This window comes from Clostridium moutaii, from assembly GCF_041205085.1.
Taxonomy (GTDB): Bacteria; Bacillota; Clostridia; order Clostridiales; family Clostridiaceae; genus Clostridium_B; species Clostridium_B moutaii.
Genome location: NZ_JBGEWD010000003.1, coordinates 1 through 20,727 on the forward strand (window position 1 = coordinate 1; position 20,727 = coordinate 20,727).

The 20,727-nt window shown below is 30.7% G+C and carries 27 protein-coding genes; 25 read left to right on the forward strand and 2 right to left on the reverse strand.

Going from position 1 to position 20,727, the window contains the following annotated elements; all coding sequences use genetic code 11:
• The first annotated feature begins 310 nt into the window (after nt 1-310).
• The 4 genes from AB8U03_RS04250 to AB8U03_RS04265 all read left to right on the forward strand — a co-directional run bounded on the left by AB8U03_RS04250 (nt 311) and on the right by AB8U03_RS04265 (nt 3,520).
• Entirely contained in the window at nt 311-1,369 is a 1,059-nt protein-coding gene (locus tag AB8U03_RS04250; RefSeq protein WP_369703311.1) for an FAD:protein FMN transferase, read from the forward strand.
• A gap of 221 nt (nt 1,370-1,590) precedes the next feature.
• The gene (locus AB8U03_RS04255) at nt 1,591-1,899 is read left to right on the forward strand and encodes a hypothetical protein (protein ID WP_369703312.1); all 309 of its coding nucleotides are present in this window, start codon (nt 1,591-1,593) and stop codon (nt 1,897-1,899) included.
• A gap of 13 nt (nt 1,900-1,912) precedes the next feature.
• Nucleotides 1,913-2,827, forward strand: coding sequence for a GH25 family lysozyme (locus AB8U03_RS04260; protein ID WP_369703313.1), 915 nt, complete (start codon nt 1,913-1,915; stop codon nt 2,825-2,827).
• A gap of 84 nt (nt 2,828-2,911) precedes the next feature.
• Nucleotides 2,912-3,520 (forward strand): hypothetical protein, encoded by a 609-nt coding sequence (locus AB8U03_RS04265; protein WP_369703314.1) that lies wholly within the window; start codon nt 2,912-2,914, stop codon nt 3,518-3,520.
• 72 nt (nt 3,521-3,592) lie between these two features.
• On the opposite strand, the gene AB8U03_RS04270 is transcribed toward AB8U03_RS04265, so the two are convergent.
• A complete protein-coding gene (locus AB8U03_RS04270) occupies nt 3,593-4,072 on the reverse strand; it encodes a GNAT family N-acetyltransferase (protein WP_369703315.1) in 480 nt (159 codons plus the stop codon).
• Nucleotides 4,073-4,215: 143 nt separating this feature from the next.
• On the opposite strand from AB8U03_RS04270, the gene AB8U03_RS04275 reads away from it, so the two are divergent.
• The 7 genes from AB8U03_RS04275 (at nt 4,216) to AB8U03_RS04305 (ending at nt 10,513) form a co-directional block, all read left to right on the forward strand.
• The gene (locus AB8U03_RS04275) at nt 4,216-4,971 is read left to right on the forward strand and encodes a DNA adenine methylase (protein ID WP_369703316.1); all 756 of its coding nucleotides are present in this window, start codon (nt 4,216-4,218) and stop codon (nt 4,969-4,971) included.
• A 100-nt stretch (nt 4,972-5,071) separates the two neighbouring features.
• Nucleotides 5,072-5,458, forward strand: coding sequence for a hypothetical protein (locus AB8U03_RS04280; protein ID WP_369703317.1), 387 nt, complete (start codon nt 5,072-5,074; stop codon nt 5,456-5,458).
• 144 nt (nt 5,459-5,602) lie between these two features.
• Nucleotides 5,603-6,358 carry an adenylate/guanylate cyclase domain-containing protein gene (locus AB8U03_RS04285; RefSeq protein WP_369703318.1) on the forward strand — a complete coding sequence of 252 codons (756 nt, stop codon included), beginning with the start codon at nt 5,603-5,605 and terminating at the stop codon, nt 6,356-6,358.
• Nucleotides 6,359-6,382: 24 nt separating this feature from the next.
• A complete protein-coding gene (locus AB8U03_RS04290; protein WP_369703319.1) occupies nt 6,383-6,952 on the forward strand; it encodes a hypothetical protein in 570 nt (189 codons plus the stop codon).
• 26 nt (nt 6,953-6,978) lie between these two features.
• Complete coding sequence (locus AB8U03_RS04295) at nt 6,979-7,689, forward strand: adenylate/guanylate cyclase domain-containing protein (protein WP_369703320.1); 711 nt, start codon at nt 6,979-6,981, stop codon at nt 7,687-7,689.
• A 387-nt stretch (nt 7,690-8,076) separates the two neighbouring features.
• A complete protein-coding gene (locus AB8U03_RS04300; RefSeq protein WP_369703321.1) occupies nt 8,077-9,369 on the forward strand; it encodes a cell wall-binding repeat-containing protein in 1,293 nt (430 codons plus the stop codon).
• A 34-nt stretch (nt 9,370-9,403) separates the two neighbouring features.
• On the forward strand, nt 9,404-10,513 hold the full coding sequence (locus AB8U03_RS04305; RefSeq protein ID WP_369703322.1) for a thermonuclease family protein: 1,110 nt from the start codon (nt 9,404-9,406) through the stop codon (nt 10,511-10,513).
• A gap of 42 nt (nt 10,514-10,555) precedes the next feature.
• On the opposite strand, the gene AB8U03_RS04310 is transcribed toward AB8U03_RS04305, so the two are convergent.
• On the reverse strand, nt 10,556-11,155 hold the full coding sequence (locus AB8U03_RS04310) for a helix-turn-helix domain-containing protein (protein WP_369703323.1): 600 nt from the start codon (nt 11,153-11,155) through the stop codon (nt 10,556-10,558).
• Here AB8U03_RS04310 and AB8U03_RS04315 point away from each other — a divergent pair.
• The 14 genes from AB8U03_RS04315 to spoIIIAA all read left to right on the forward strand — a co-directional run bounded on the left by AB8U03_RS04315 (nt 11,072) and on the right by spoIIIAA (nt 20,727).
• The gene (locus AB8U03_RS04315; RefSeq protein WP_369703324.1) at nt 11,072-11,743 is read left to right on the forward strand and encodes a GspE/PulE family protein; all 672 of its coding nucleotides are present in this window, start codon (nt 11,072-11,074) and stop codon (nt 11,741-11,743) included. The two genes, AB8U03_RS04310 and AB8U03_RS04315, sit on opposite strands and share 84 nt — an antisense overlap.
• Nucleotides 11,731-12,948, forward strand: a complete 1,218-nt coding sequence (locus tag AB8U03_RS04320; RefSeq protein WP_369703325.1) for a type II secretion system F family protein — start codon at nt 11,731-11,733, stop codon at nt 12,946-12,948. The genes AB8U03_RS04315 and AB8U03_RS04320 overlap by 13 nt, the downstream gene beginning before the upstream one ends.
• Nucleotides 12,949-12,982: 34 nt before the next feature.
• The gene (locus tag AB8U03_RS04325) at nt 12,983-13,402 is read left to right on the forward strand and encodes a type II secretion system protein (protein ID WP_369703326.1); all 420 of its coding nucleotides are present in this window, start codon (nt 12,983-12,985) and stop codon (nt 13,400-13,402) included.
• Nucleotides 13,392-13,859, forward strand: coding sequence for a type II secretion system protein (locus AB8U03_RS04330; protein ID WP_369703327.1), 468 nt, complete (start codon nt 13,392-13,394; stop codon nt 13,857-13,859). The genes AB8U03_RS04325 and AB8U03_RS04330 overlap by 11 nt, the downstream gene beginning before the upstream one ends.
• Entirely contained in the window at nt 13,859-14,329 is a 471-nt protein-coding gene (locus AB8U03_RS04335; protein WP_369703549.1) for a type II secretion system protein, read from the forward strand. Before AB8U03_RS04330 ends, AB8U03_RS04335 begins: the two co-directional genes overlap by 1 nt.
• Nucleotides 14,292-14,795 carry a prepilin-type N-terminal cleavage/methylation domain-containing protein gene (locus AB8U03_RS04340; RefSeq protein ID WP_369703328.1) on the forward strand — a complete coding sequence of 168 codons (504 nt, stop codon included), beginning with the start codon at nt 14,292-14,294 and terminating at the stop codon, nt 14,793-14,795. The genes AB8U03_RS04335 and AB8U03_RS04340 overlap by 38 nt, the downstream gene beginning before the upstream one ends.
• 56 nt (nt 14,796-14,851) lie before the next feature.
• Nucleotides 14,852-15,196 carry a hypothetical protein gene (locus tag AB8U03_RS04345; protein WP_369703329.1) on the forward strand — a complete coding sequence of 115 codons (345 nt, stop codon included), beginning with the start codon at nt 14,852-14,854 and terminating at the stop codon, nt 15,194-15,196.
• Between the two features lie 6 nt (nt 15,197-15,202).
• Nucleotides 15,203-15,934 (forward strand): hypothetical protein, encoded by a 732-nt coding sequence (locus tag AB8U03_RS04350; RefSeq protein ID WP_369703330.1) that lies wholly within the window; start codon nt 15,203-15,205, stop codon nt 15,932-15,934.
• A gap of 89 nt (nt 15,935-16,023) precedes the next feature.
• On the forward strand, nt 16,024-16,464 hold the full coding sequence (locus tag AB8U03_RS04355) for a hypothetical protein (RefSeq protein ID WP_369703331.1): 441 nt from the start codon (nt 16,024-16,026) through the stop codon (nt 16,462-16,464).
• A gap of 58 nt (nt 16,465-16,522) precedes the next feature.
• Entirely contained in the window at nt 16,523-16,939 is a 417-nt protein-coding gene (locus AB8U03_RS04360; RefSeq protein WP_369703332.1) for a hypothetical protein, read from the forward strand.
• A gap of 232 nt (nt 16,940-17,171) precedes the next feature.
• Nucleotides 17,172-18,248 carry a M24 family metallopeptidase gene (locus AB8U03_RS04365; RefSeq protein ID WP_369703333.1) on the forward strand — a complete coding sequence of 359 codons (1,077 nt, stop codon included), beginning with the start codon at nt 17,172-17,174 and terminating at the stop codon, nt 18,246-18,248.
• 293 nt (nt 18,249-18,541) lie between these two features.
• Nucleotides 18,542-19,099 carry an elongation factor P gene (efp, locus tag AB8U03_RS04370; protein WP_369703334.1) on the forward strand — a complete coding sequence of 186 codons (558 nt, stop codon included), beginning with the start codon at nt 18,542-18,544 and terminating at the stop codon, nt 19,097-19,099.
• Between the two features lie 38 nt (nt 19,100-19,137).
• Nucleotides 19,138-19,548, forward strand: a complete 411-nt coding sequence (locus AB8U03_RS04375) for a CD1247 N-terminal domain-containing protein (protein ID WP_369703335.1) — start codon at nt 19,138-19,140, stop codon at nt 19,546-19,548.
• A 261-nt stretch (nt 19,549-19,809) separates the two neighbouring features.
• Nucleotides 19,810-20,727: a stage III sporulation protein AA gene (gene spoIIIAA / locus AB8U03_RS04380; RefSeq protein WP_369703550.1), complete on the forward strand. Its 918-nt coding sequence runs from the start codon at nt 19,810-19,812 to the stop codon at nt 20,725-20,727.

Consider the following 20,727-nt stretch of genomic DNA (forward strand, 5'->3'; position numbering starts at 1 on the left):
GGAAGCAAATTAATAGATAGTTTGGATAATCAATTTGAAGTTAGGGTGATGGTACCAAAGGGCTAGAGATAGCTTTTTTATTTTTGTCTTTTTTAATAATAGTATGGTAATATTAAGTTGCAGTTTTAAGTTATCACGACTTAAGAATTAATGCTTAAATGATGAATTATATAATATGTAGTACAGGATTTTTTAAGTTACAATTAAACCTTTGAAATTATGAAGCTTTAATTAATGTATAAGATAATTTAGAAGACGAAAGTCTATATAACATCTAAAGCAATATATCAAATACAATGGAGGGATACTAATGATAAAAAAGGTTTGTATAATATTAGTATGTATATTATTTGTCTTACCTCTCAGTGCATGTTCTAATAGCGACAGTACTAGCAACCAACCATACGAACGAACATTTATAACTATGGATACAGTTATGAAATTAAGGGCGTATGGGGATAATGGAAAAAAAGCATTAGATGAAAGTGAAAAAAAGTTATATGAGCTTAATGATATGGCAAGTTCTACAATAGCAACCAGCGATGTAAGTAAAATTAATAATGCTGCAGGAAAAAACTATGTAAAGGTTCACTCAGAAATAATAAAAATGATAGTAGCCTCACAAAAATATTCAAAAATAAGTAATGGAGTATGGGATATTACTGTCGGTCCTCTAGTAAACCTATGGAAAATAGGAACTGATAAAGCCAGAAAGCCTTCAGATGAGGAAATCAAATCGAAGCTACCACTGATTGGGTACAGTAAAATTAGCATCAATGAAAAGGATAATAGTGTTATGCTTATGCAACCAGGTATGTCTATAGATCTAGGTGGTATTGCAAAAGGCTTTGCGGTTGATGAAGTATTTAAGATATATAAAAAGTATAATATTCAAAGTGGGCTGATAGATCTAGGTTCCAGCTCTATATATGCTGTCGGAAAAAATGGCTCAGGGGACCCATGGTCAATTGGTATTCAACATCCCAGAAGTGATCAAAGTGGCAATTATCTTGGTATTGTAAAAATCTCGGATGAAGGATTATCTACTTCAGGCGATTATCAACGTTATTTTATACAAAACGGTAAAAGGTATCATCATATACTTAACCCATTTACAGGGTATCCTGTAGACAATGGTGTTATGAGTGTTACAGTTATAATTGATGGTAGCGTACCGGATAATGGGATGTTGGCAGATATTTTATCATTAACTGTTTTCGGACTTGGACCACAAAAGGGTATTGACCTTATAAACAGTATGAAAAATGTTTCTTGTGAAGTTACCACAACAAATTATAAGATTTACACATCAGTAGGGTTTAAAAATAAATTTTCAAATTTAAACAGTGATTTTAAGTTTTCCAATTAACCGTTATAACTGAGATTATACCAAAATAATATCATGTTATAAGTATTTTATTCTATAACTTAAGCATTTAATTAAATCAAATATTTACGTTAGAATGAAAATAATTAATAATTGGATTATAAGATATTTTGGCTTGTAACATTCTTATACTATGAGCTAAAACATAAAGAGTTTTGGAGAAATCCAGAGCTTTTTTTATATTAAAAAATAGGAGGCTAGGAATGAGTGAATGTTATGATGCAAAGTTATGTGAGGAAAGACATAAACAAATAAATGAGACTTTTGATTTACATGAGAGAAGGTTGAATGACCATTCATCCAGATTAAAAAAGATAGAGAATGAAAATGTAGGTACTGCAAAAGATGTTCAAAATTTCAAGGATACACTTGAGGATATAAAGCAGCTTATAGAAAAAATGACAATGCAATTAGAAGGTTTAAAAGAAAAGCCAGCTAAGAGATGGGATAGTCTAATAAATCAGATTATTACCGTATTAGTTGGCATTATTATTGGTAAGTTTTTAAAGTAAGGAGGAATAATTTATGTTAAAAGGGGTAGACATAAGCAATCTTAATGGCCCTGTAAATATGGACCTTATTAAAAATGCAGGTAATTCCTTTGTAATCGCAAAGGCCACCGAAGGGAGTACTTTTGTAGATAAATACTACGAACGGAATATTAGAAATGCTAAAGCCCTGGGACTTGTTACCGGGGCTTATCATTTTGGCAGATTTACAACCATAGCAAAGGCCATCCAGGAGGCAAACTTTTTCAAGCAAATTGCTGCAGGAGCCAATCCGGATTTTGTAGTCCTGGACTTTGAGCAGCAGTGCAGCGGGGACATGACAGATGCATGTCTGGCATGTCTGGATACTATCTCAGCTATAGCACCAGCACTTATCTATTGTAATCCAAGCTATATAAAGGCATATTTGAACAGCAAAATAACCAAGCATCCTTTATGGGTGGCTCATTACGGGGTTAGTTATCCAAATATTGTTCTGTGGAATGAATACGCTATATGGCAGTATTCCGAAAAGGGGCAAATACCTGGCATAGGTGGTTATCTGGATTTAAATTATATGTCAGAGGATTTTTACAAGAGTCTGGGAGGTACAAGACAACCAGATCCACTTGTGGAGCAGATAAGGGCGCTACAGTATGATCTAAACTCTGAATACAATGCTGGATTGGTTGTAGATGGAGTAGCAGGGCCGGCAACCATGGCAGCATTAAAGGGGATACAAAATATTATTGTAAAAGGTCATAAAAGTTATGTAGTCCTTTGGGTACAACAGAAGTTACAAAGTTATGGCTATTTAAAGAAAGATTCCTATGAAGAAAAAGTATATGATGAACCAACTTTCCAGGCTGTTACTAATCTACAGAAAAATTGGGGAAGGCCTACGGATGGAGTTCTAAGACCAGAAACATGGAGTATATTTTTAAATAACTAGAATAATTTACAACATGTCCTGTAAAGTCAGGGCGAATTTTTTATAAAAATGTAAAGTAAAAAATGATAATGGAGGAATGTAAAAATGACAAATTTAAATGTATTATTTATAGTTTTAGGGTTGGCCGTGGGAGTAGGAGCTACAGTATTAGTTCTGCTTCCTTTTTTAAAGAAAAAGGGTGTTAACACAGCAGATGTTTTACAAAAGGTTGATACTGGCTTGCAAGAGGTTAAAAAGTATACAGATGCAGCGAAGGCACTGGTGCCTGGAAGTAAATTTTTAAATATATTAAGCATCATAGAACACTATGCAGAAATAGGAGTGGGACAGGCTGCACAATTAAATGTATCTTCACAACTCCCTGCAGACCAGAGGAAAAAGAGTGCAGAAGATTATGTATATAATGTATTGAATAAACTGGGCATAGGGGTGGATGATAATGTCAAGACCATAGTTTCCGGAGTTATTGAGAATAAAGTATATGATTTAAAAACTCCAGAAGAAAAGAAGTCAGCTGGGCAAACGGCAGTTCAAACTCAGGTATCTCAGCTTCAAACTCAAAACACGCAGCTTCAAAGTGAAAAAAGCCAACTACAACAAGAAAATGAAAAATTGAAGCAAACTATTGCTAGTATACAAGGAGCTGTAACTCCCGTGCAGAATACAGCAGCTCCAGCCAATACAGCTCAATAATTTTAGCCCCGGGTCATTAATTTGGCTTGGGGTTTATTTTAGTTCATAAAAATAGAATATCATGTGATAAAATTATAAATTTAGTTCCATTTTTCTATTTCTTGTTGACATTCCCAATGTTTTGTAAAACTTAATAGCATTTTTATTAAATTCACTTACGGTCAACTGTATAGATGAAGCGCCTTCTGATTTTGCATAATCTACTATGTGGTTGAATAATAATTTTCCAATACCAGCCTTTTGATGGTTTGATTTAACGCAAAAATCATTTATATAAACAAATTTAGATGGTACAAGTAACTGAATATTTTTTTGATGCATAATTTGAACAATGCTATATGCTATCAACTCGTTGCTATAGATATCTTCTACTACAAATAACTTTGTATTGTTACTATTCAATAAATCTTCAAATCTATCTTTCATCAAAGGATTATCAACTTCCAAATAAATATCTGGTCTATTTTTGACATGTAACTTATGTACCTCTCTAACAAGATTACTAATGTGAATATAATCATTTGCAATCGCTTCTCTTACTTTTAAATTCATAAAAATCCCTCCTTTAGTAATCCATAATAATTTATTTTTATGAATAATATAAATATCATAACATATTTGTTATCCATATTCTACCTTGAAATAGAACATCTGTTTGTATATAATAATATTATCTGGAACATAGGAGGTACTGTATGAATAGTTTTATAGGATGGATAGGTGGAAAGAAATTACTCAGGAAGGAAATAGTTAAAAGGTTCCCTGAAAAGTTTAATAGATACATAGAAGTATTCGGGGGTGCAGCATGGGTTCTTTTCTCAAAAGACAAACTGACCAACATGGAAGTATACAACGACATAAATGGTGACCTGGTCAATTTATTTAGGTGTGTGAAATTTCACTGTGGAGAGCTGCAGAGAGAACTCTCATTTATGTTGAATTCAAGAGAGCTGTTTTATGATTTTGCAAGTCAGTATGATACCAGGGGAATGACAGATATTCAAAAGGCAGCACGATTTTTTATGCTGATAAAGACAAGCTATGGGAGTGATCACAGGTCTTATGGATGCGTAAAGAAGAATGTAAATGTAATGATTAAATATCTTACTGATATTCAGGAGAGGCTTTCTGATGTTGTAATTGAAAATAAAGATTTTAAGGATTTGCTTAAAGTCTATGATAAAGAGGATGCACTTGTATATCTTGACCCGCCGTATTATGGCACAGAAAGATATTACCAGGTGAAATTTTCTAAAGAGGATCACAAGAGGTTATGTGAAGTACTTAAGAATATAAAAGGAAAGTTTATTCTTTCGTATAATGATTGTGGATTCATAAGAGACTTATACAAAGATTTTAATGTAGATGAGGTTCAGAGAAATCATAATCTTATGGGAAAGTATAAGGATAAAGAGCACAGGTATGATGAATTGATTATTAGGAATTATTAAACACCAATTTTAGAACGATTAAGATACTATTGGTAAACTTTATTTTTTACAGAGGATTTTATAGAATTTATTGATATAAAATATGAAAGAAGGTATTTAGATGGATGTGAAAAGTATAAGTAAGGGTGAATTGATCGAAATATTTGCAAAGAGTATTGGCTGTTTTTTAATGTGTATTGGTTGGAATAAAGATAAACTAGCAAAATTATCAGGGATTGATTCTCAGACTATTGAATATATACAGAATGGAAAAGTTAAATTAAGTACAACTCAATTTGTTGTATTAGCTGGAATAATAGATAATCAATTAAGGAATAATAGTTCTTTGATTAAATGTCTTGATACAGTAAATGAAAAGAAATATTCTAATTTATTTTTAAAAGAACAATTTCATTCAATGGAGCAAATAGCTCCTGGCGGTTCCAGAAGAGATGAAATAAATAAGTATATAATTGATTTGTGGATAGAAGTAACACAGAATAAATGACTAACATTTTATTAAAAGAAATATAAATTTTTAGTTTATCGCCTAGAGTAAAATGCTCTAGGCTTTATTTTATTTGTAAAATTAAGCAGGAATATAGTAATTTATGGAGAAATGTTAATTAGGTTTATAAAAGGTGGTGAATGAATGGAACTTTTAGATATAGACATTAATGAATTAAAAAGGGAAGTCACTGAAAAGTTTGAATTAGCTAAAAAAAATGTTTTAAATGAGTTAACTATTGATAAAAAATTTGCTAAAGATATATCAAATAATATACCTAATTATGATATTAACAAAATGAAATTTGGAGCTTATGAAAAGGATAAATTTGTTAGCTTTTTTGCTGACATGAGGGATTCAACTAATAGAGCAATGGATATAGGAGCTAAAGATACATTTTTAACAATCCATGCTATTATGCCTGCAATGATATATATTATAGAAGCATATGGAGGAAGTATAGTTGATTTACCTGGCGATGGAGTTATGGCATTGTTTAAAGGTAATCCTAAAAACATACGTTGGGTAGTAGGTGGAAAATATTTAAATGAAGAATCATTAGCAGTAGGTTGTGGGAAAGATCTTTTAACGACTTTTGAAGAAATAGTTAATCCTATATTAGTTGATAATAATATTAAATCGGTTACTTTTGGAGTTGGCATAGATACTGGAGAAGTTATAGTTACTAAAGTTGGGACAGATAAAATTAGAGATATAAAAGCAATAGGAAATTGTATAAATAATTCGTCAAAAAATTCTGATGGTAGCAATGAAATATGGATTTCAGTAGATACATATAATTCTATGGATGAAAGGTTAAAGAAAAATTTTTATTTATCATACAGAGTAGATAAAAAAACGGGAGAAAATATAAAAATATATAGGCAAAAAATTGATTAATGCATTAAAAGGAGGTAATTACAAATGACAAATAGTGATAATCTTAATTTTGTCTATAAAGCTATAGATGATACGTGTAATACTATTAGAGCATTAGATGTTAAAATATACTATATTTTTGTTACTATGGGATTAGTTTTTGGACTGATAGGTGTAACTTTTGATAAAATTTTACAATTCTATAATCAATATAAATATATACCAATTATAGATGGGTCTTTGCTATTATTAATAATAGTTTATGGTACTATGACAGCTAGAGCCATTTGGTATGGTTATAGGACATTAGCTCCAGAGAATAACCCCTTAGAGCATATAGATTATGGTGATATAAAGCCTAATCAGTTATGGTATTTAACTAATAATGAAAAAGGTAAAATTTCAATTCCGTTAGATGAATATTATAAGAAAATAAGTTGTTTAGGCATAAATGATTTGTTATTATCTGCTTCATTTGAATTGATGAAATTAAGTTTTATGAGAAATACTAAGCTTAATTATGTGAATAAGAGTATTTTTAATTTTATGGTATCTCTATTTTCATTTATAATTATTCTTGCATTTGTGTTTATTTATAATTTCATAATTGTTTAATTATAAAGTGTATATGAGGTGGGACAATGGTTGATATTATAGAGATAGAAAAAATCGCTAGAGAGAAATTTAATAATGCAAAAGACAATATACGAAAAGTTAAAGGATTATACGAATTTGCTAATAAGGCTATTTCAGATGGGATACCAGGATATAAAGCTGATCTTTTAAAATTTGAGAGTTTTGACAGTGATAATTATTCGGTATTATTTATTGATATAAGACAGTCTACTAACAGGGCAAAGACTATTGGACCAGAAAAGACATATATGTCTATGCATGCTTTTATGCCAGCTATGTTGGAAGTTATTAAATATTATAGGGGTTATGTAATAGATCTTATGGGTGATGGAGTAATGGTGTTCTTTGGTGGGAAAAAATCGGGGATATCCAAAATACAAGCGACTCAAAATGCAGGATTATGTGGTATCGATATGCTAAATGTTTTGAAATTAGTTGTAAATAAAATTTTAAATGAAGAAAAAATATGGCAAATAACATGTGGCATAGGTATAGACTATGGTAATGTTATTGTTACTAAGATAGGTATAGATGGTATATTTGATGTAAAGGCATATGGAGATTGTATTAATACAGCATCTAAGTATTGCGATGAGGCAGTTAGCCAAGTTTTAGTAAGTGATAAGATTGAAGAAATGTGGCCTATTGGAAAGCATGGTAAAATGACGTTTAAAAAACATAAAAGTGGTGCTAATATTTTAATAGAGGATAAATAAATTTGTTTCTTTTTTTGTTTCCGATAGCTTGATATAAATAAGAATAGATGACATATATTAAAAAGTAAAATAGCTATATACCAGAGATTGAGGAGCATTTCAAATTATATAAATATGCTCTTCGAAAACAGGGTTCTATAGTTCAAATCTGATTTTGGATACCTGTGAGAAGTAAATAAGTAGAAACTTCCACCAAAATTAAGCTGGAGTTATGTTTTGCCGTCAAAAATTCGTCAAAAATAATTTACAAATTACTGATTTTCCTCCTAAAAAGGAGGATCTTTTTACATATTTAAATAAAATTTAGCAGGAATATACATATTATTGTAGAATGTTAAGTATGAACAAATTGTTACAATATAGTAAATTTCAATAAGGGGGATTATTATGTATAAGAAATTTTTAAGTATTATGGCTACATTGGCATTAAGCATATTGTTGATTATGCCTAGTCAAATAGTTAACGCAGCATCATTTAATCAAAGATTAGCCGGGCAAACTAGATATGAAACTGCGGTAAAGGTTGTACAGCAAGGATGGACAAGTTCTGATTATGTAGTATTGGCAAGTGGACAAGATTTTCCTGATGCATTGAGTGCAGCACCTTTGGCTAAAAAATATGACGCTCCAATACTTTTAACTGGAAAAAGTACGTTGGATTCTAATGTTAAAAGTGAATTGCAAAGTCTTGCTACAAAAAATGTATTTCTAATTGGAGGCACTGGCTCGATATCTTCTAATGTTGAATCACAATTAAAAGATATGGATATTACAGTAACTAGAATTGCGGGATCAGATAGATTTCAAACTTCTTTAGCAGTTGCTAAAAGCTTAGGAGATTTTACTGGAGTAGTTTTAGTAAATGCATATGGATTTGCAGATGCATTATCTATAGCACCAGTTGCAGCAAGTCAAGGAATGCCAATAATTTTAACAACACCGAACGCTTTGCCTTCTGAAGCTAAATCATTTTTAGATAGTAGTAATTATAGTAAAAGTTACATACTAGGTGGAAATGGAGCTGTAGGCAATACCATAGCTTCTCAACTAAAGAATGTTACAAGAATTGGCGGCCCAAATAGATATGCTACAAACGCAGCCGTATTAAAACAATTTGAAGATAGTTTTAATTATGATAAAGTTTACGTAGTATCAGGTGAAAATTATCCTGATGCACTTTGTGGGAGCGCGCTAGCAGCTAAGTACAATTCACCATTAATTTTAGTCGGTAGTTCAGTTGATACTTCTGTAATAGATGCAGTAAAAGCAAAACTTAGCTCATATGGAAGTGTTATAGCACTTGGAGGTAAGTCTGGGGTATCTGATTTAAATGCTGGAGATATTTCTAAGGGAAGTATAACCCAAAAGCCTACACCAAAACCTGAACCAATACCACAGCCAGAACCTATGCCAGTTGTTACTCAAGTAACTGCAAGTATAGATAATGCTAATCCTAAAAAGAATTCTACTATATATTTAACAGTTACAGGATCCATAGGATCAGGAGTAACTGCTGTATGTAATTATAAAACAACTACGACACCATATAGTGGAACAATAGGAAGTGATGGAAAAGCAGTTATTCCAATTAAAATAGGAAGAGCAACATCAGGTTATACAGTAGTTATAGATGTTACTGTGGGGAGTAGCAGTGTACAAACTTCATTTACTCCACAATAACTAAATAGCATTTAATATTTAAGGGGATGAGCAATTGAAAGATATTTTAAAGCATATACCTGGATTTAGATCTGGGAAAAAACCTAAAATGATAGTCGCTTCAATCTATTATTTTATTTGCTTAGCAGCTCTTACATCAAGCTTTTGGACTTTTTTGGCTGTAGTAGCATTACCTTTTGTAGTTTTTTCTGCCATAGATGCATTTAGAAATAAATCTAAGAAATCAATTGCAGCATTATTGGTTTCTTTCATAATAATGTGGATTGGAGCATTTAATATGCCTGATACTCAGTCCAAAGAATCCAACGTGGTCTCTAATGCACAAACCCAAAGTACTACTTCTAAAAAATCCAATACACCAGTTAAGAGTGCAGTTAAAACTACCAAAACAGATACCACTTCGACTAAAACTCAGGAAATTAAATCACCAATAAAGCTAGAAAAAGCCACTGTAACCCATCATACAGATGGTGACACCATAGGGGTAACATTAGAAAATGGGCAATATGAAAAAGTCAGATTTATCGGTGTAAATACTCCTGAAAGCACAACAAAGCACGAGCAATATGGAGAAGAAGCATCTAATTATACGAAGTCACAATTGTATGGGAAAACGGTATATCTGGAAAGTGATGTAGGAAATACAGATACTTATGGAAGGTTGCTTAGATATGTGTGGATTGAGCCTCCGACTGAAATAACTGAAGATGAAATTAGGAATAAGATGTTTAATGCCATATTAGCCTATAATGGTTATGCTGAACAGATGACTGTACAACCTAATGTAAAATATGCTGAATATTTTAGGGAATTTTGTGCAAGCGCCAGAGAAAATAGCAGAGGACTGTGGACCATAAATCCTAATGGTACCACTAAAGGAGACGGTATAAGTGCGCCTTCAAGTTCCAGCTCTGCATCAAGCACTAGCAGTAGCAACAATCAAAAAACTTCAACTATACAGCAACAGGCTCCTACACAGTCATCCACAACAAATCAAAGCGAAACTGTCTATGTAACCAAAACTGGTGAGAAATATCACAGAGCAGGATGTAAATATTTAGCTAGAAGCCAAATACCAATATCATTAGGAGATGCTAAATCACAAGGATATACGCCTTGCAGTATTTGCAACCCACCTCAATAATAGAAAGCCTTGGAGAAATCCAGGGCTTTCTAAAAACTTACATTAATATATAATGTATTTTTTCATATCATAAATTTTCAATTTAAATAGAGCATTTCTTAATTTAATATAATTTATCTTTGAAATTTTAATACCTTTTTGCCATGTTAAATAGTTAGATAAAGAAAACCCAAGAATATTTTTTATGTCTCTATAAGTCCAATCATTTTTAGCTTTTAATTCTATAAAAAAATTTTTGTAATTTGGGTTATATATAAATAGAAGATAATCATCCATAAACTGTTTAGCATCAATTTTAAAAATCTCTGCCATTTTGTTTAGTAGCTCTAATTTTGGGCATAATTTGTTATACTCAAAAGAATATATGCGTGTCTTAGATGTTTTTGTTAGCTTGGCTAATTTTCTTTGGGAAAGATTACTAATTAGCCTGTATTTCTTAATTTTATCTCCAACCGTGTTTGTTGTTATTTGACTGTCTTTTAAAATAGTAATTGCTTTGAATGTCGCAATTTTGTTCCACTGCCTACTGGCAGCGGAAAAACCACTACGGTTTATTCCATGATTAATAATATAAATTGCAGGGAAAAGAATATAGTCAGCATAGAAGATCCTGTAGAATACATACTGGATAATGTAAATCAAGTAAATGTAAATTGGAAAATAGGACTTGATTTTGCACGGGGACTTAGGAGCACGTTAAGGCAGGATCCAGATGTTATAATGCTTGGAGAAATAAGAGATGAAGAAACAGCACATATGGCCGTAAGGGCAGCAGTGACGGGGCATCTGGTTATAAGCACACTGCATACAAATAATTCAGTTGAATCCGTAATAAGACTTAAAGACATGGGGATACCGGAATACTTTATACAGGATGCACTTATAGGTGTAATATCTCAAAGATTGGTCAGGAAAATATGTCCCTATTGTAAAACGAAATACCAAGCTTCTCCAGAAGAAATTATAAAATTGAATCTGTCTTCTCAGCAAGCTTTATATAAGGGAAAGGGATGTGTTAAGTGCAACTACAAGGCATACAAGGGCAGGACAGTGATATATGAGATTTCCTATAGAGATAATGATGTGAGAAATTTTTCTGAAAGCAGTAAATTGAGTCTTGAAAATAGTATAAAAGAGTCAAGCGGGGTTTCCATGAAGGAAAATTGCATACAACTTGTTAAAGCAGGTGTTACTACTTATGAAGAGTTTCTCAGAGTGTGTTTGCAGTAAAGGAGGTGAATATTATAATAAAGTACTGGGCAATAAATACCAGCGGTAAAAAAATTAGGGGTAAATGTGAAAAATATAAATTCAGCCAATTAAAAACCTCTTTAAGAGAAAAACAATATTTTATATATAACAAGGTATATGTAAAAAAATACAATGAGATATTTTTTAAAAAACCTAACATGATGGATATAAGTATTTTATGCAGCCAATTAAGTATTATGTTAGGTGCTGGAATATCTGTATCCAAGGCATTTGATGACTTGGAAAAACAGTGCAGTAAAAGTTTAATGAAAAGGGCTTTGGGAATTGTAAAGGAAGAAGTAACAAAAGGAAAAAACTTGTATGAAAGCATGGCGGAATTCAGAAATACATTTCCGATTTTTATGGTAGAGATGATTAAAATAGGTGAGGAATGTGGAAGAATGGATGAAATATTCAAAAAATTATCTGAATATTATGAAAAATACTACGGCATCATAAGCGCTATAAAGGCTTCTCTTATATATCCTGTAGTTACATTTACAACTTCTATATTTGTCATGTTGTTTTTAATGGTTGACATAGTACCTCAGTTCATGAATATTATAATTTCTAATGGAGGAAAGGTACCTGTTTTAACTAGAATTGTCATATACAGCTGTCAATTTTTTAGGCTTTACTGTATACAGATTTCAGCAATTTTGATCTTCATGTTGATGATGTTTTATAAATTCCGTAAAAGCTATAGCGGTATTAGAATGTTGGAAAATATAAAAGTTAAAATCCCTTATTTTAATAAAATTTACAATGATCTGATGATTTTTAAAATATGCTCATCAATGGCCATACTTATTAAATCAGGAGTTAACATAGTTAGAGCTCTTAAAATTACCAGTAAGCTTATGGAGAATAAAATCATGTCCAGAAAAATAGAAGAGTCAATAAAATATATAGAAGGAGGGGAAAATTTATATGAGGCATTTAGTAGAACAAAAATCAATGATAAATTATTCTTATCTTTGATTTCCACGGGAGAAGAGACAGGAGATATGGATAATATGTTTTTAAAGCTGGAACAATTATTTGGAAATAAATTGGATAGATGTTTGAAGAAAATGAGCAAGTTCGTGGAACCTGTTATAATAATATTTTTGTCACTGTTTGTAGGAGTATTTATTATATCAGCACTTATGCCCATCTTTACTATAATGGATTCCACATTGTAGTTTTTAAATAAAATTAAAAGAAGGTAATTAAAATATGAAAAGAACATACAGGTATAAAATAAAAAAGGGATTTACTCTTATAGAACTCATGTTAGTGGTTGCTATAATTCTAGTACTTTTAGGTTTTATGGTCCCTAAATTTTCTGCTTATCAAGATAAAGTCAGAACTACCAAGGCCATAAACACGGCTAAGCAAATAGAAACGGCAGCTATGGCCAGTTATGGTGATAATGATGGAAAGTTTGATGAAACTAATGTGAAAGAATGTATATCAGCACTTACTTCCGCAGAAAAAACAAACATTTCAGCAGGCAGTGATGATCAGCTCATTAATATAAGCTATGAGAGTGATAACAATACATACACGTTGCAAATCAATGCTGCGAACAATTCTTATACAGTTAAAAAGGGAAATAGTCAGATATTCCCTAAGAATGTCTCGAATGAAGAGTGAATTTGTGATTTGCAGAATTAAAACAAAAGGTTTCACATTATTGGAATTACTTTTGGTGATGAGTATATTTTCCATACTCTTAAGCTTCAGTTTGATTAATTTAGGCGCTTTTAGCAAGATTACAAATAAGGTAGAGGTGGATCTAACTGATAATAACATTATAAATTTTATAAATAAATCTAAAGCCTATTGCAGGGACAATGGAAAAGAAGGTGGATACATTTATTTTGATGAAAATAATGAAAGTATAACTTTTATTATAGGTCTGGATGAAATATTCAAAATGAAATTGCCGGATGGATTTATTTTAAATAAGGTAAGAGATGACAATAAAATAAAAATAGATAATCGTGGAATAACTCAGGATGCTTGTAGTATAAAGTTTAAAGACAGGAAAGGAGAAATCCATTGTCTTACCATGTGCGTAGGTACTGCTTATGTGGAGATAAAGTATTGATGTTGAAATTAAGAAGAAATGATATAGATAAAGTCATGGTTAATAAAGGTTTTACTTTAATAGAGGTATTGTGCAGTATAACAGTTTTTTCACTGCTGTTCATGACAGCTCTTTTTATACAGCTAGATACTGTTAAAGTAAAAAAATACAATGAGGGGGTAAGTAGCTGTACTTTAATTATGGAGTATGTAAAAAACAATATCATATATAATTTTAGTCGTGAAGATATTCTGGATTTATACAAAAACGGCAGAATATATATAAATTGTAATGAAATAAAATTCGAAGATATTGAAGAGATAGAAGCCGGTAACTTATTTTCAGATGTGAAACCTATGAAAGAGCCTTATATTGTTTTAAATGTAATGGAGAATAATGTGTTAAAGATAAATTTACAGCTTTATAGAAAAACATATGGGAAAATCAAGGTGGATGAGTGTGAATTTTATAAGGGAAATTATAAAAAGTAAAATAGGATTAAAAAAGGGTTTTACAATCATAGAAATGCTCATAGTTGTGTCATTAGTGGCATCCATAACTACCATACAGATAAAGGTTATATCAAAATATATGAAACTTCATAGGGAGGAAATAAATTATAGCAGGGAATGGTTTTATGTTAATGAGGCATTTATGATAATAGAGCATCAGGTAAAAAGTGCAAAATATACGGATATAAAAGACAATATGATTATTTTAAAAAGATATGATAATAGGGGCTATGATTATATAAAAAGATACAGAAACACTGATATTGTTATTTCCTATGGTTCTAGCAATTCATCCACCTTGAATAATGTATTAAAAGGAATAAAGGATTTTAAAGTGGAAAGACATGGAAGAGTATTTTACATATCCATAAGTACAGAGAAAGGTAATGTTTATAAAAGATGTTTTGTAATAGAGAGAGAAAAGCTGAGAGAGGATTTATACTGATATATGTATTGTTTATAGGGTGCATTTGTATTTTTATTTCCCTCGGATGCTATAGCATGGAGATGAATATAAGATCAAATAATTTGAATGATTATAAAAAATGCCTTCAAGTGGATATAACTGAAAAGTATAGAGAATATCTTTTAACTGAATTAGATAAATATATGGCGGAGAATATACCTTATGAAGAAGATAATTTAAAAGAGAATATATGCTCTATGGATAATATTAAGATATATTTTGAAGAATGTTATATATATTATGATAGTAATATAGATTGTTTTAAGGCAGAGTACATATTTAATGGAAAATTTTATAAAGAAGAAACCTATGAATATGAGCTTGGAAAAACTGGATTTGTGTATAGTTGTGTAGATTATTCCTTTGATAAGGGAGTGTAGATAAAAATGCATAAAAAGATATTTTTAGAAGTAAATAATAAAAATATAATGTATAGAGAAATATCCAATAAAAATTCCATATTTGATCTATTTAATAATAATAAGATTAATAAAAGTGTTATTTCCATAAAAGATATTAAAGTGAAATTGAAAAATAGGAATCTAATTATTTTGGTCCATGGAGAAGAAATATATATAGTATTTATGGAATTGCCCAAAATGAATAGGGAAAATCTTTTTAGAATTATAAAAGAGGAGCTTGAAAATAAATTCAAAAAAATGGATAATATAATGTTTTCATACGAAATAATCAGACGTTATAAATATAGATTAGAGATAATGGTGTTTTGTATGAACTGGCATAACATGAAGGTAGCAGAGAAATGTGATGATGTTGGATTCCGTATTAAAGGTATAGTGCCAATTCAATTTTACATATGGGAAAATTACAAGGATAAGATAATAAATGAAAATTATATATTTATTTTAATGAGAGATAAAATTATTTATTTTATAGCATGTCATAGGGGTAAAATTGTATTTAATAATGTATTTAAAAATATAAGCAAGGATGGTTTTTTCGATATTTTAGAACAATTTCGGGTGAAATTAAGTATTTTAATGCCTGATCTCAGATTTTCTCATATATTTTTTGTGGATTTTCCATATAAAGATATAATAGAAAAATTATCTGAAAATTATATGTGCAAGGATCTGGCAAAATTCATTATGAAATGATAAATACGGGTACACGCATTTACCTGATCAGTATTATAAGAATAGCTGTAAACAAATATGGAAATATTCAATTGAGAGGTAGTTTGGTTATGAAAAGTTTATATTTTTTACCTCAGTGGTATATAGAAAAGATAAAAATAGAAAAGAATAAAAAACTTAAATTTACCATTATATTGTTTTTAATAATAAATTTAATACTAGGGAATATATTCGTAATAAATAAAAATAAGCTCAATGATGTGTCTGATGAATTAAAAAAGTCAACTCTTGTGGAAAAGTCTGTTTATTATAAAAGTATTACATTTGAGAGCTTTTTAAATTTTTATAAGTACATATGGCAGGGAAGAGATATTAAAAACATAAACGTTCAAAATAAAGATATAAATTTTAATGTGGAAGATGAGGAAGATTGTTTTTCTCTAATTAAAAAAATAGAAGAGTCAGATAAATTTATAATAAAAGATTTAAAATGTAAGGATATTACAGAAGAAAAAAAGAAAATTTGGGAGATTAATTTAAGGTTGAAATAGGCAGAAAATAAGTTATTTAAAAAAGAAAGATAAATTTATTTAAGGTGGAATAGTAATAGTGAAGAAGGCAAATAATATATATATAGGTATCATATTATTCTTAATTTGCAGCTGCATGTTTTTTTTATCAGAAAATTATACTCTTATTAAAAATTTAAATGGGAAAAATAATGCGCTTCAATTGCAAAAAAAAGAGCTAAGGGAAGAGGAAAAAAAGAAAAGTGAAATAAACTACAGTGATATTTTGCAAAAATTAAATCATATAGAGGGAGTGCAAATACTGGACTTTGCAAGGGATAATGGAGGAAAAATAACTGCACATGTTAAAATATCAGGGGATAAAGCTAAGATTGTAAATGCTTTGAAAAAAGTAAGGGAAAAGAAGAATTTTTATAGTATAGACAATATTAGAATGGAGCAGGATAAATATAAAAATATAAAAGCAAGTGCAGATGTTAATTTTATGTCACAATAGATATTTTGAGTTTGCAAATAATCACAAATTTTGATAAAATAACATTGTTTGAGTATAGTGATATGTAGAGCTTTATTAAGATTTTTAAATTTTATAGGTAGAATATATAGTTTTCTAATTCCAGTTGTTAACCAAATTGATTTTAGGTTTAATAGAGAATAATTACGGTATTGGTATCAGGATTTTTAGGTACGGTTATAAATTGTTATGCCTTATTAATGGGGGGATTGTAGTGTTTAAAAAAAGAATTGCAAAGTTAAGAAAATGTATGGATAAAAAAAACTTAGATGCAGTTTTGTTAATTGGAGATCCAAACAGAAATTATTTAAGTGGGTTTACAGGTAACGAGAGTTTTTCACTTATAACAAAGGATGAGGCTTTTTTTATAACGGATTCAAGGTTTACAGAGCAGGCTTCAGATCAAGTTAAGGATTATGAAGTTTTAGAATACAGTAAAGGTATTTCTTTTGTAGATTTTTTATCAGATTTAATAAATAAAAATAACATTAAAAAACTTGGATTTGAGGAAAATATAGTTTCTTACAGTCAATATGTGATCTATGACAGCAAATTGGATTGTCAGCTTGTTCCTATGGAAGGAATGATAGAAGAAATAAGGATAGTAAAAGATAAAGATGAATTAAAATTAATAGAAGATGCAGCTGCAATTGCAGATAAGGCTTTTGGGCACATGGTGAAATTTATAAAAGCCGGGATGACGGAAAGAGAAATTGGATTGGAATTAGAATTTCAGATGAAAAAACTAGGCGCCAGTGATTTATCTTTTCCATCTATAGTTGCATCAGGGGTAAGATCCAGTCTTCCTCATGGGCAGGCTACAGAAAAGGTAATAAACAGGGGAGAGTTTTTAACCTTGGATTTTGGATGCATTTATAAAGAGTACTGTTCTGATATGACTAGAACAGTTGTAATAGGTGAGCCATCACAAAAAATGCTGGAAATATACAATATAGTTCTAGAAGCTGAGCAATTGGCTTTAAAGGAATATAAGCCAGGTGTACCTGCAATAGATGTAGATGCTATTGCAAGAAACTATATAGATAAAAAAGGATATGGAAAGAACTTCGGACATAGCCTTGGACATGGAGTAGGTAGGGAAATTCATGAAGCACCTGTAATTGGTTATAAAAATCATAGAAAACTGGAAGCAGGCATGGTAGTTAGTGATGAACCTGGAATATACATACCGGGTTTTGGTGGAGTGAGAATAGAAGATTTACTTGTAGTAACTGAACATGGTGGAAAAGCTTTATCAAAATCACCTAAAAACTTGATATGTATAAATTAAACAGGTAGTATTACTATGGTTAAATAATATTTAATGATATATAATGTTAAATAGAAAGCTCTATAAAATTGGATAAAAATTAGAACAGGTCTAATAAGAATGAGAAAGGGGTTAAAACCGTTATTTCAATGCTATTTCTAGCATTGAGGTTGTAGGGTGAATTACATCCGAATTTACGTCCTTGGAGTGTGAGACCAAACGAAAAATAGCTATAATTGCTAAACTTCGGGCACTATGAATGGGAAAATAAGCTTAAATTTAGTAACAAAAGCTTATATAACGGTACGCATAAAATGATATCAGCAGGAGATTTAAGAAAAGGGACTACTTTTGAACAAGATGGACAAGTGTATACAGTACTGGATTTTCTCCATGTAAAACCTGGAAAGGGAGCAGCATTTGTAAGAACAAAGCTTAGAAATGTTATTACAGGATCAGTTACTGATACTACTTTTAATCCGACTGTAAAATTGCAAGAAGCAGTTATAGAAAGAAAAGAAATGCAATATTTATATTCAGATGGTGAATTATATTATTTTATGGATCAGGAAACTTTTGAACAAATTCCATTGGAATATGAAAAAGTACAGGATGCAATAAAATTTTTAAAGGAAAATATGTTTGCCATAATAAAATTTTATAAGGGAGAAGCGTTTTCCGTAGAAGCTCCGAATTTTGTTGAACTACAGGTAACTCATACTGAACCAGGGGTTAAAGGAAATACTGCTACTAATGTTTTGAAACCAGCTACTATGGAAACTGGAGCAATTGTATCAGTACCTATATTTGTAAATGAAGGTGAAACTATAAGAATTGATACAAGAACTGGAGAATACATGGAGAGGGTTTAGGAAATACTAAAGTGAAATAACATTGAGGAAGTGATATCATGGATTCCATTAAATCTAAAGTATCTTATATTAGCGGGCTAATGGATGGATTAAAAATTGATAAAAATACTAATGAGGGAAGAATTCTTTTGGAAGTTTTAGATGTACTTAAGAATATGGCAGAGGAGATAGAAAATATATCTGAGGCTCAAAAACATACGGAAGATTATATGGATGCCATAGATGAAAACCTAGCATATTTACAAGATGATTTATATGATGAAAATTATGAAACATATAAGGATATGGAAGGAAATTTTGAGGAAGTTAAATGCCCGAATTGTGATGATACCGTATATGTAGACAAAGATATATTGAGTCAACGGGAAAGTTTAACATGCCCGAATTGCCACAGCAATATATCCCTTAAGGATATCCATGCTAATTGTGATAAACCAAGTGATTCTTAGGTTTGATGAAACCTTCTCACAAAGAATGATTTCAGTACCAACCCTTATAAGAACCAATTCAGGGTTGTAGCAGTGCTTATCATCCCCACTTTACAAAAGTTGGGGTGTTAGCAATGGTAGCTTTCGGATAGAAATTAAATAAAATAAAAATCCCATTAAAGTGATCTAACTTTAATGGGATTTTTATTTTATTTTTATTTATATGGAATAATTTTTTGAAAATGAAAATAGGAATTAATATAAAGGAAGGAGATGAGAGAGATATATACTAAAGAGATTTTAAATATTTTGCCTGAAAATTTAAAAACTGCTATAGGAGATTTAATAAAGTCACCTCATTTGCAGGAAATAAGGATAAGAGTTAATAGATCATTGATACTTCAATTAGGGCCCAAAGAAGTGGTATGTGGATATATACCTAGGTTAGAGGATTTAAAAATAATAATTCAGAGGATGAGCAATTATTCAATATATGCCTTTGAAGAAGAAATCAAACAGGGATATATAACTATTAAAGGTGGTCATAGAGTTGGAATATGCGGAAGATGTGTTATTGAAAAAGGTGAAGTTAAAACCATAAAAGATATTGCATCCATAAACATTAGAATATGCAGGGAGATTATCAAGTGTTCGGATTCCATTATGAAGTTTTTGATAAAAGGAGATGAAATAATAAATACCATAATAATTTCACCTCCTAAAGGCGGAAAAACCACTCTTGCCAGAGACATTGTAAGAAATATCTCTGGAGGTATGCAGAGTATAGGTCTTACTGGGAAAAAGGTATGTGTAATAGATGAAAGAAGTGAAATAGGGGCCAGTTTTAATGGAGTACCTCAGATGAATGTTGGAGTTAGAACTGATGTATTGGATGGGTGCCCTAAGAGTCAGGGTATAATTATGGCTATTAGAAGCATGTCACCGGATGTTATAGTTTGCGATGAAATTGGAACCTATAAAGATATGGACAGTATTTTAACAGCATTGAATTCTGGGATAAGTTTAATTGTCACAATTCATGGCTATGGTATAGAAGATCTGTATGGCAGACCGGTTTTCAAGGAAATAGTAGAAAATAAGATATTTAAGAGAGCAATAGTATTGAGCAGTAGGAAGGGATCTGGCACAGTAGAATACGTGTATGACTTTACTGACAATTCGGTAGTATGGAGGGGGTAA

Bases quoted from the DNA above. Each gene is read 5' to 3' on its own strand.
- AB8U03_RS04250 (WP_369703311.1), top strand. From the start codon at position 311: ATGATAAAAAAGGTTTGTATAATATTAGTATGTATATTATTTGTCTTA.
- AB8U03_RS04255 (WP_369703312.1), top strand. From the start codon at position 1,591: ATGAGTGAATGTTATGATGCAAAGTTATGTGAGGAAAGACATAAACAA.
- AB8U03_RS04260 (WP_369703313.1), top strand. From the start codon at position 1,913: ATGTTAAAAGGGGTAGACATAAGCAATCTTAATGGCCCTGTAAATATG.
- AB8U03_RS04265 (WP_369703314.1), top strand. From the start codon at position 2,912: ATGACAAATTTAAATGTATTATTTATAGTTTTAGGGTTGGCCGTGGGA.
- AB8U03_RS04270 (WP_369703315.1), bottom strand. From the start codon at position 4,072: ATGAATTTAAAAGTAAGAGAAGCGATTGCAAATGATTATATTCACATT.
- AB8U03_RS04275 (WP_369703316.1), top strand. From the start codon at position 4,216: ATGAATAGTTTTATAGGATGGATAGGTGGAAAGAAATTACTCAGGAAG.
- AB8U03_RS04280 (WP_369703317.1), top strand. From the start codon at position 5,072: ATGGATGTGAAAAGTATAAGTAAGGGTGAATTGATCGAAATATTTGCA.
- AB8U03_RS04285 (WP_369703318.1), top strand. From the start codon at position 5,603: ATGGAACTTTTAGATATAGACATTAATGAATTAAAAAGGGAAGTCACT.
- AB8U03_RS04290 (WP_369703319.1), top strand. From the start codon at position 6,383: ATGACAAATAGTGATAATCTTAATTTTGTCTATAAAGCTATAGATGAT.
- AB8U03_RS04295 (WP_369703320.1), top strand. From the start codon at position 6,979: ATGGTTGATATTATAGAGATAGAAAAAATCGCTAGAGAGAAATTTAAT.
- AB8U03_RS04300 (WP_369703321.1), top strand. From the start codon at position 8,077: ATGTATAAGAAATTTTTAAGTATTATGGCTACATTGGCATTAAGCATA.
- AB8U03_RS04315 (WP_369703324.1), top strand. From the start codon at position 11,072: ATGATTAATAATATAAATTGCAGGGAAAAGAATATAGTCAGCATAGAA.
- AB8U03_RS04325 (WP_369703326.1), top strand. From the start codon at position 12,983: ATGAAAAGAACATACAGGTATAAAATAAAAAAGGGATTTACTCTTATA.
- AB8U03_RS04330 (WP_369703327.1), top strand. From the start codon at position 13,392: ATGAAGAGTGAATTTGTGATTTGCAGAATTAAAACAAAAGGTTTCACA.
- AB8U03_RS04335 (WP_369703549.1), top strand. From the start codon at position 13,859: ATGTTGAAATTAAGAAGAAATGATATAGATAAAGTCATGGTTAATAAA.
- AB8U03_RS04340 (WP_369703328.1), top strand. From the start codon at position 14,292: ATGAGTGTGAATTTTATAAGGGAAATTATAAAAAGTAAAATAGGATTA.
- AB8U03_RS04345 (WP_369703329.1), top strand. From the start codon at position 14,852: ATGGAGATGAATATAAGATCAAATAATTTGAATGATTATAAAAAATGC.
- AB8U03_RS04350 (WP_369703330.1), top strand. From the start codon at position 15,203: ATGCATAAAAAGATATTTTTAGAAGTAAATAATAAAAATATAATGTAT.
- AB8U03_RS04355 (WP_369703331.1), top strand. From the start codon at position 16,024: ATGAAAAGTTTATATTTTTTACCTCAGTGGTATATAGAAAAGATAAAA.
- efp (WP_369703334.1), top strand. From the start codon at position 18,542: ATGATATCAGCAGGAGATTTAAGAAAAGGGACTACTTTTGAACAAGAT.
- AB8U03_RS04375 (WP_369703335.1), top strand. From the start codon at position 19,138: ATGGATTCCATTAAATCTAAAGTATCTTATATTAGCGGGCTAATGGAT.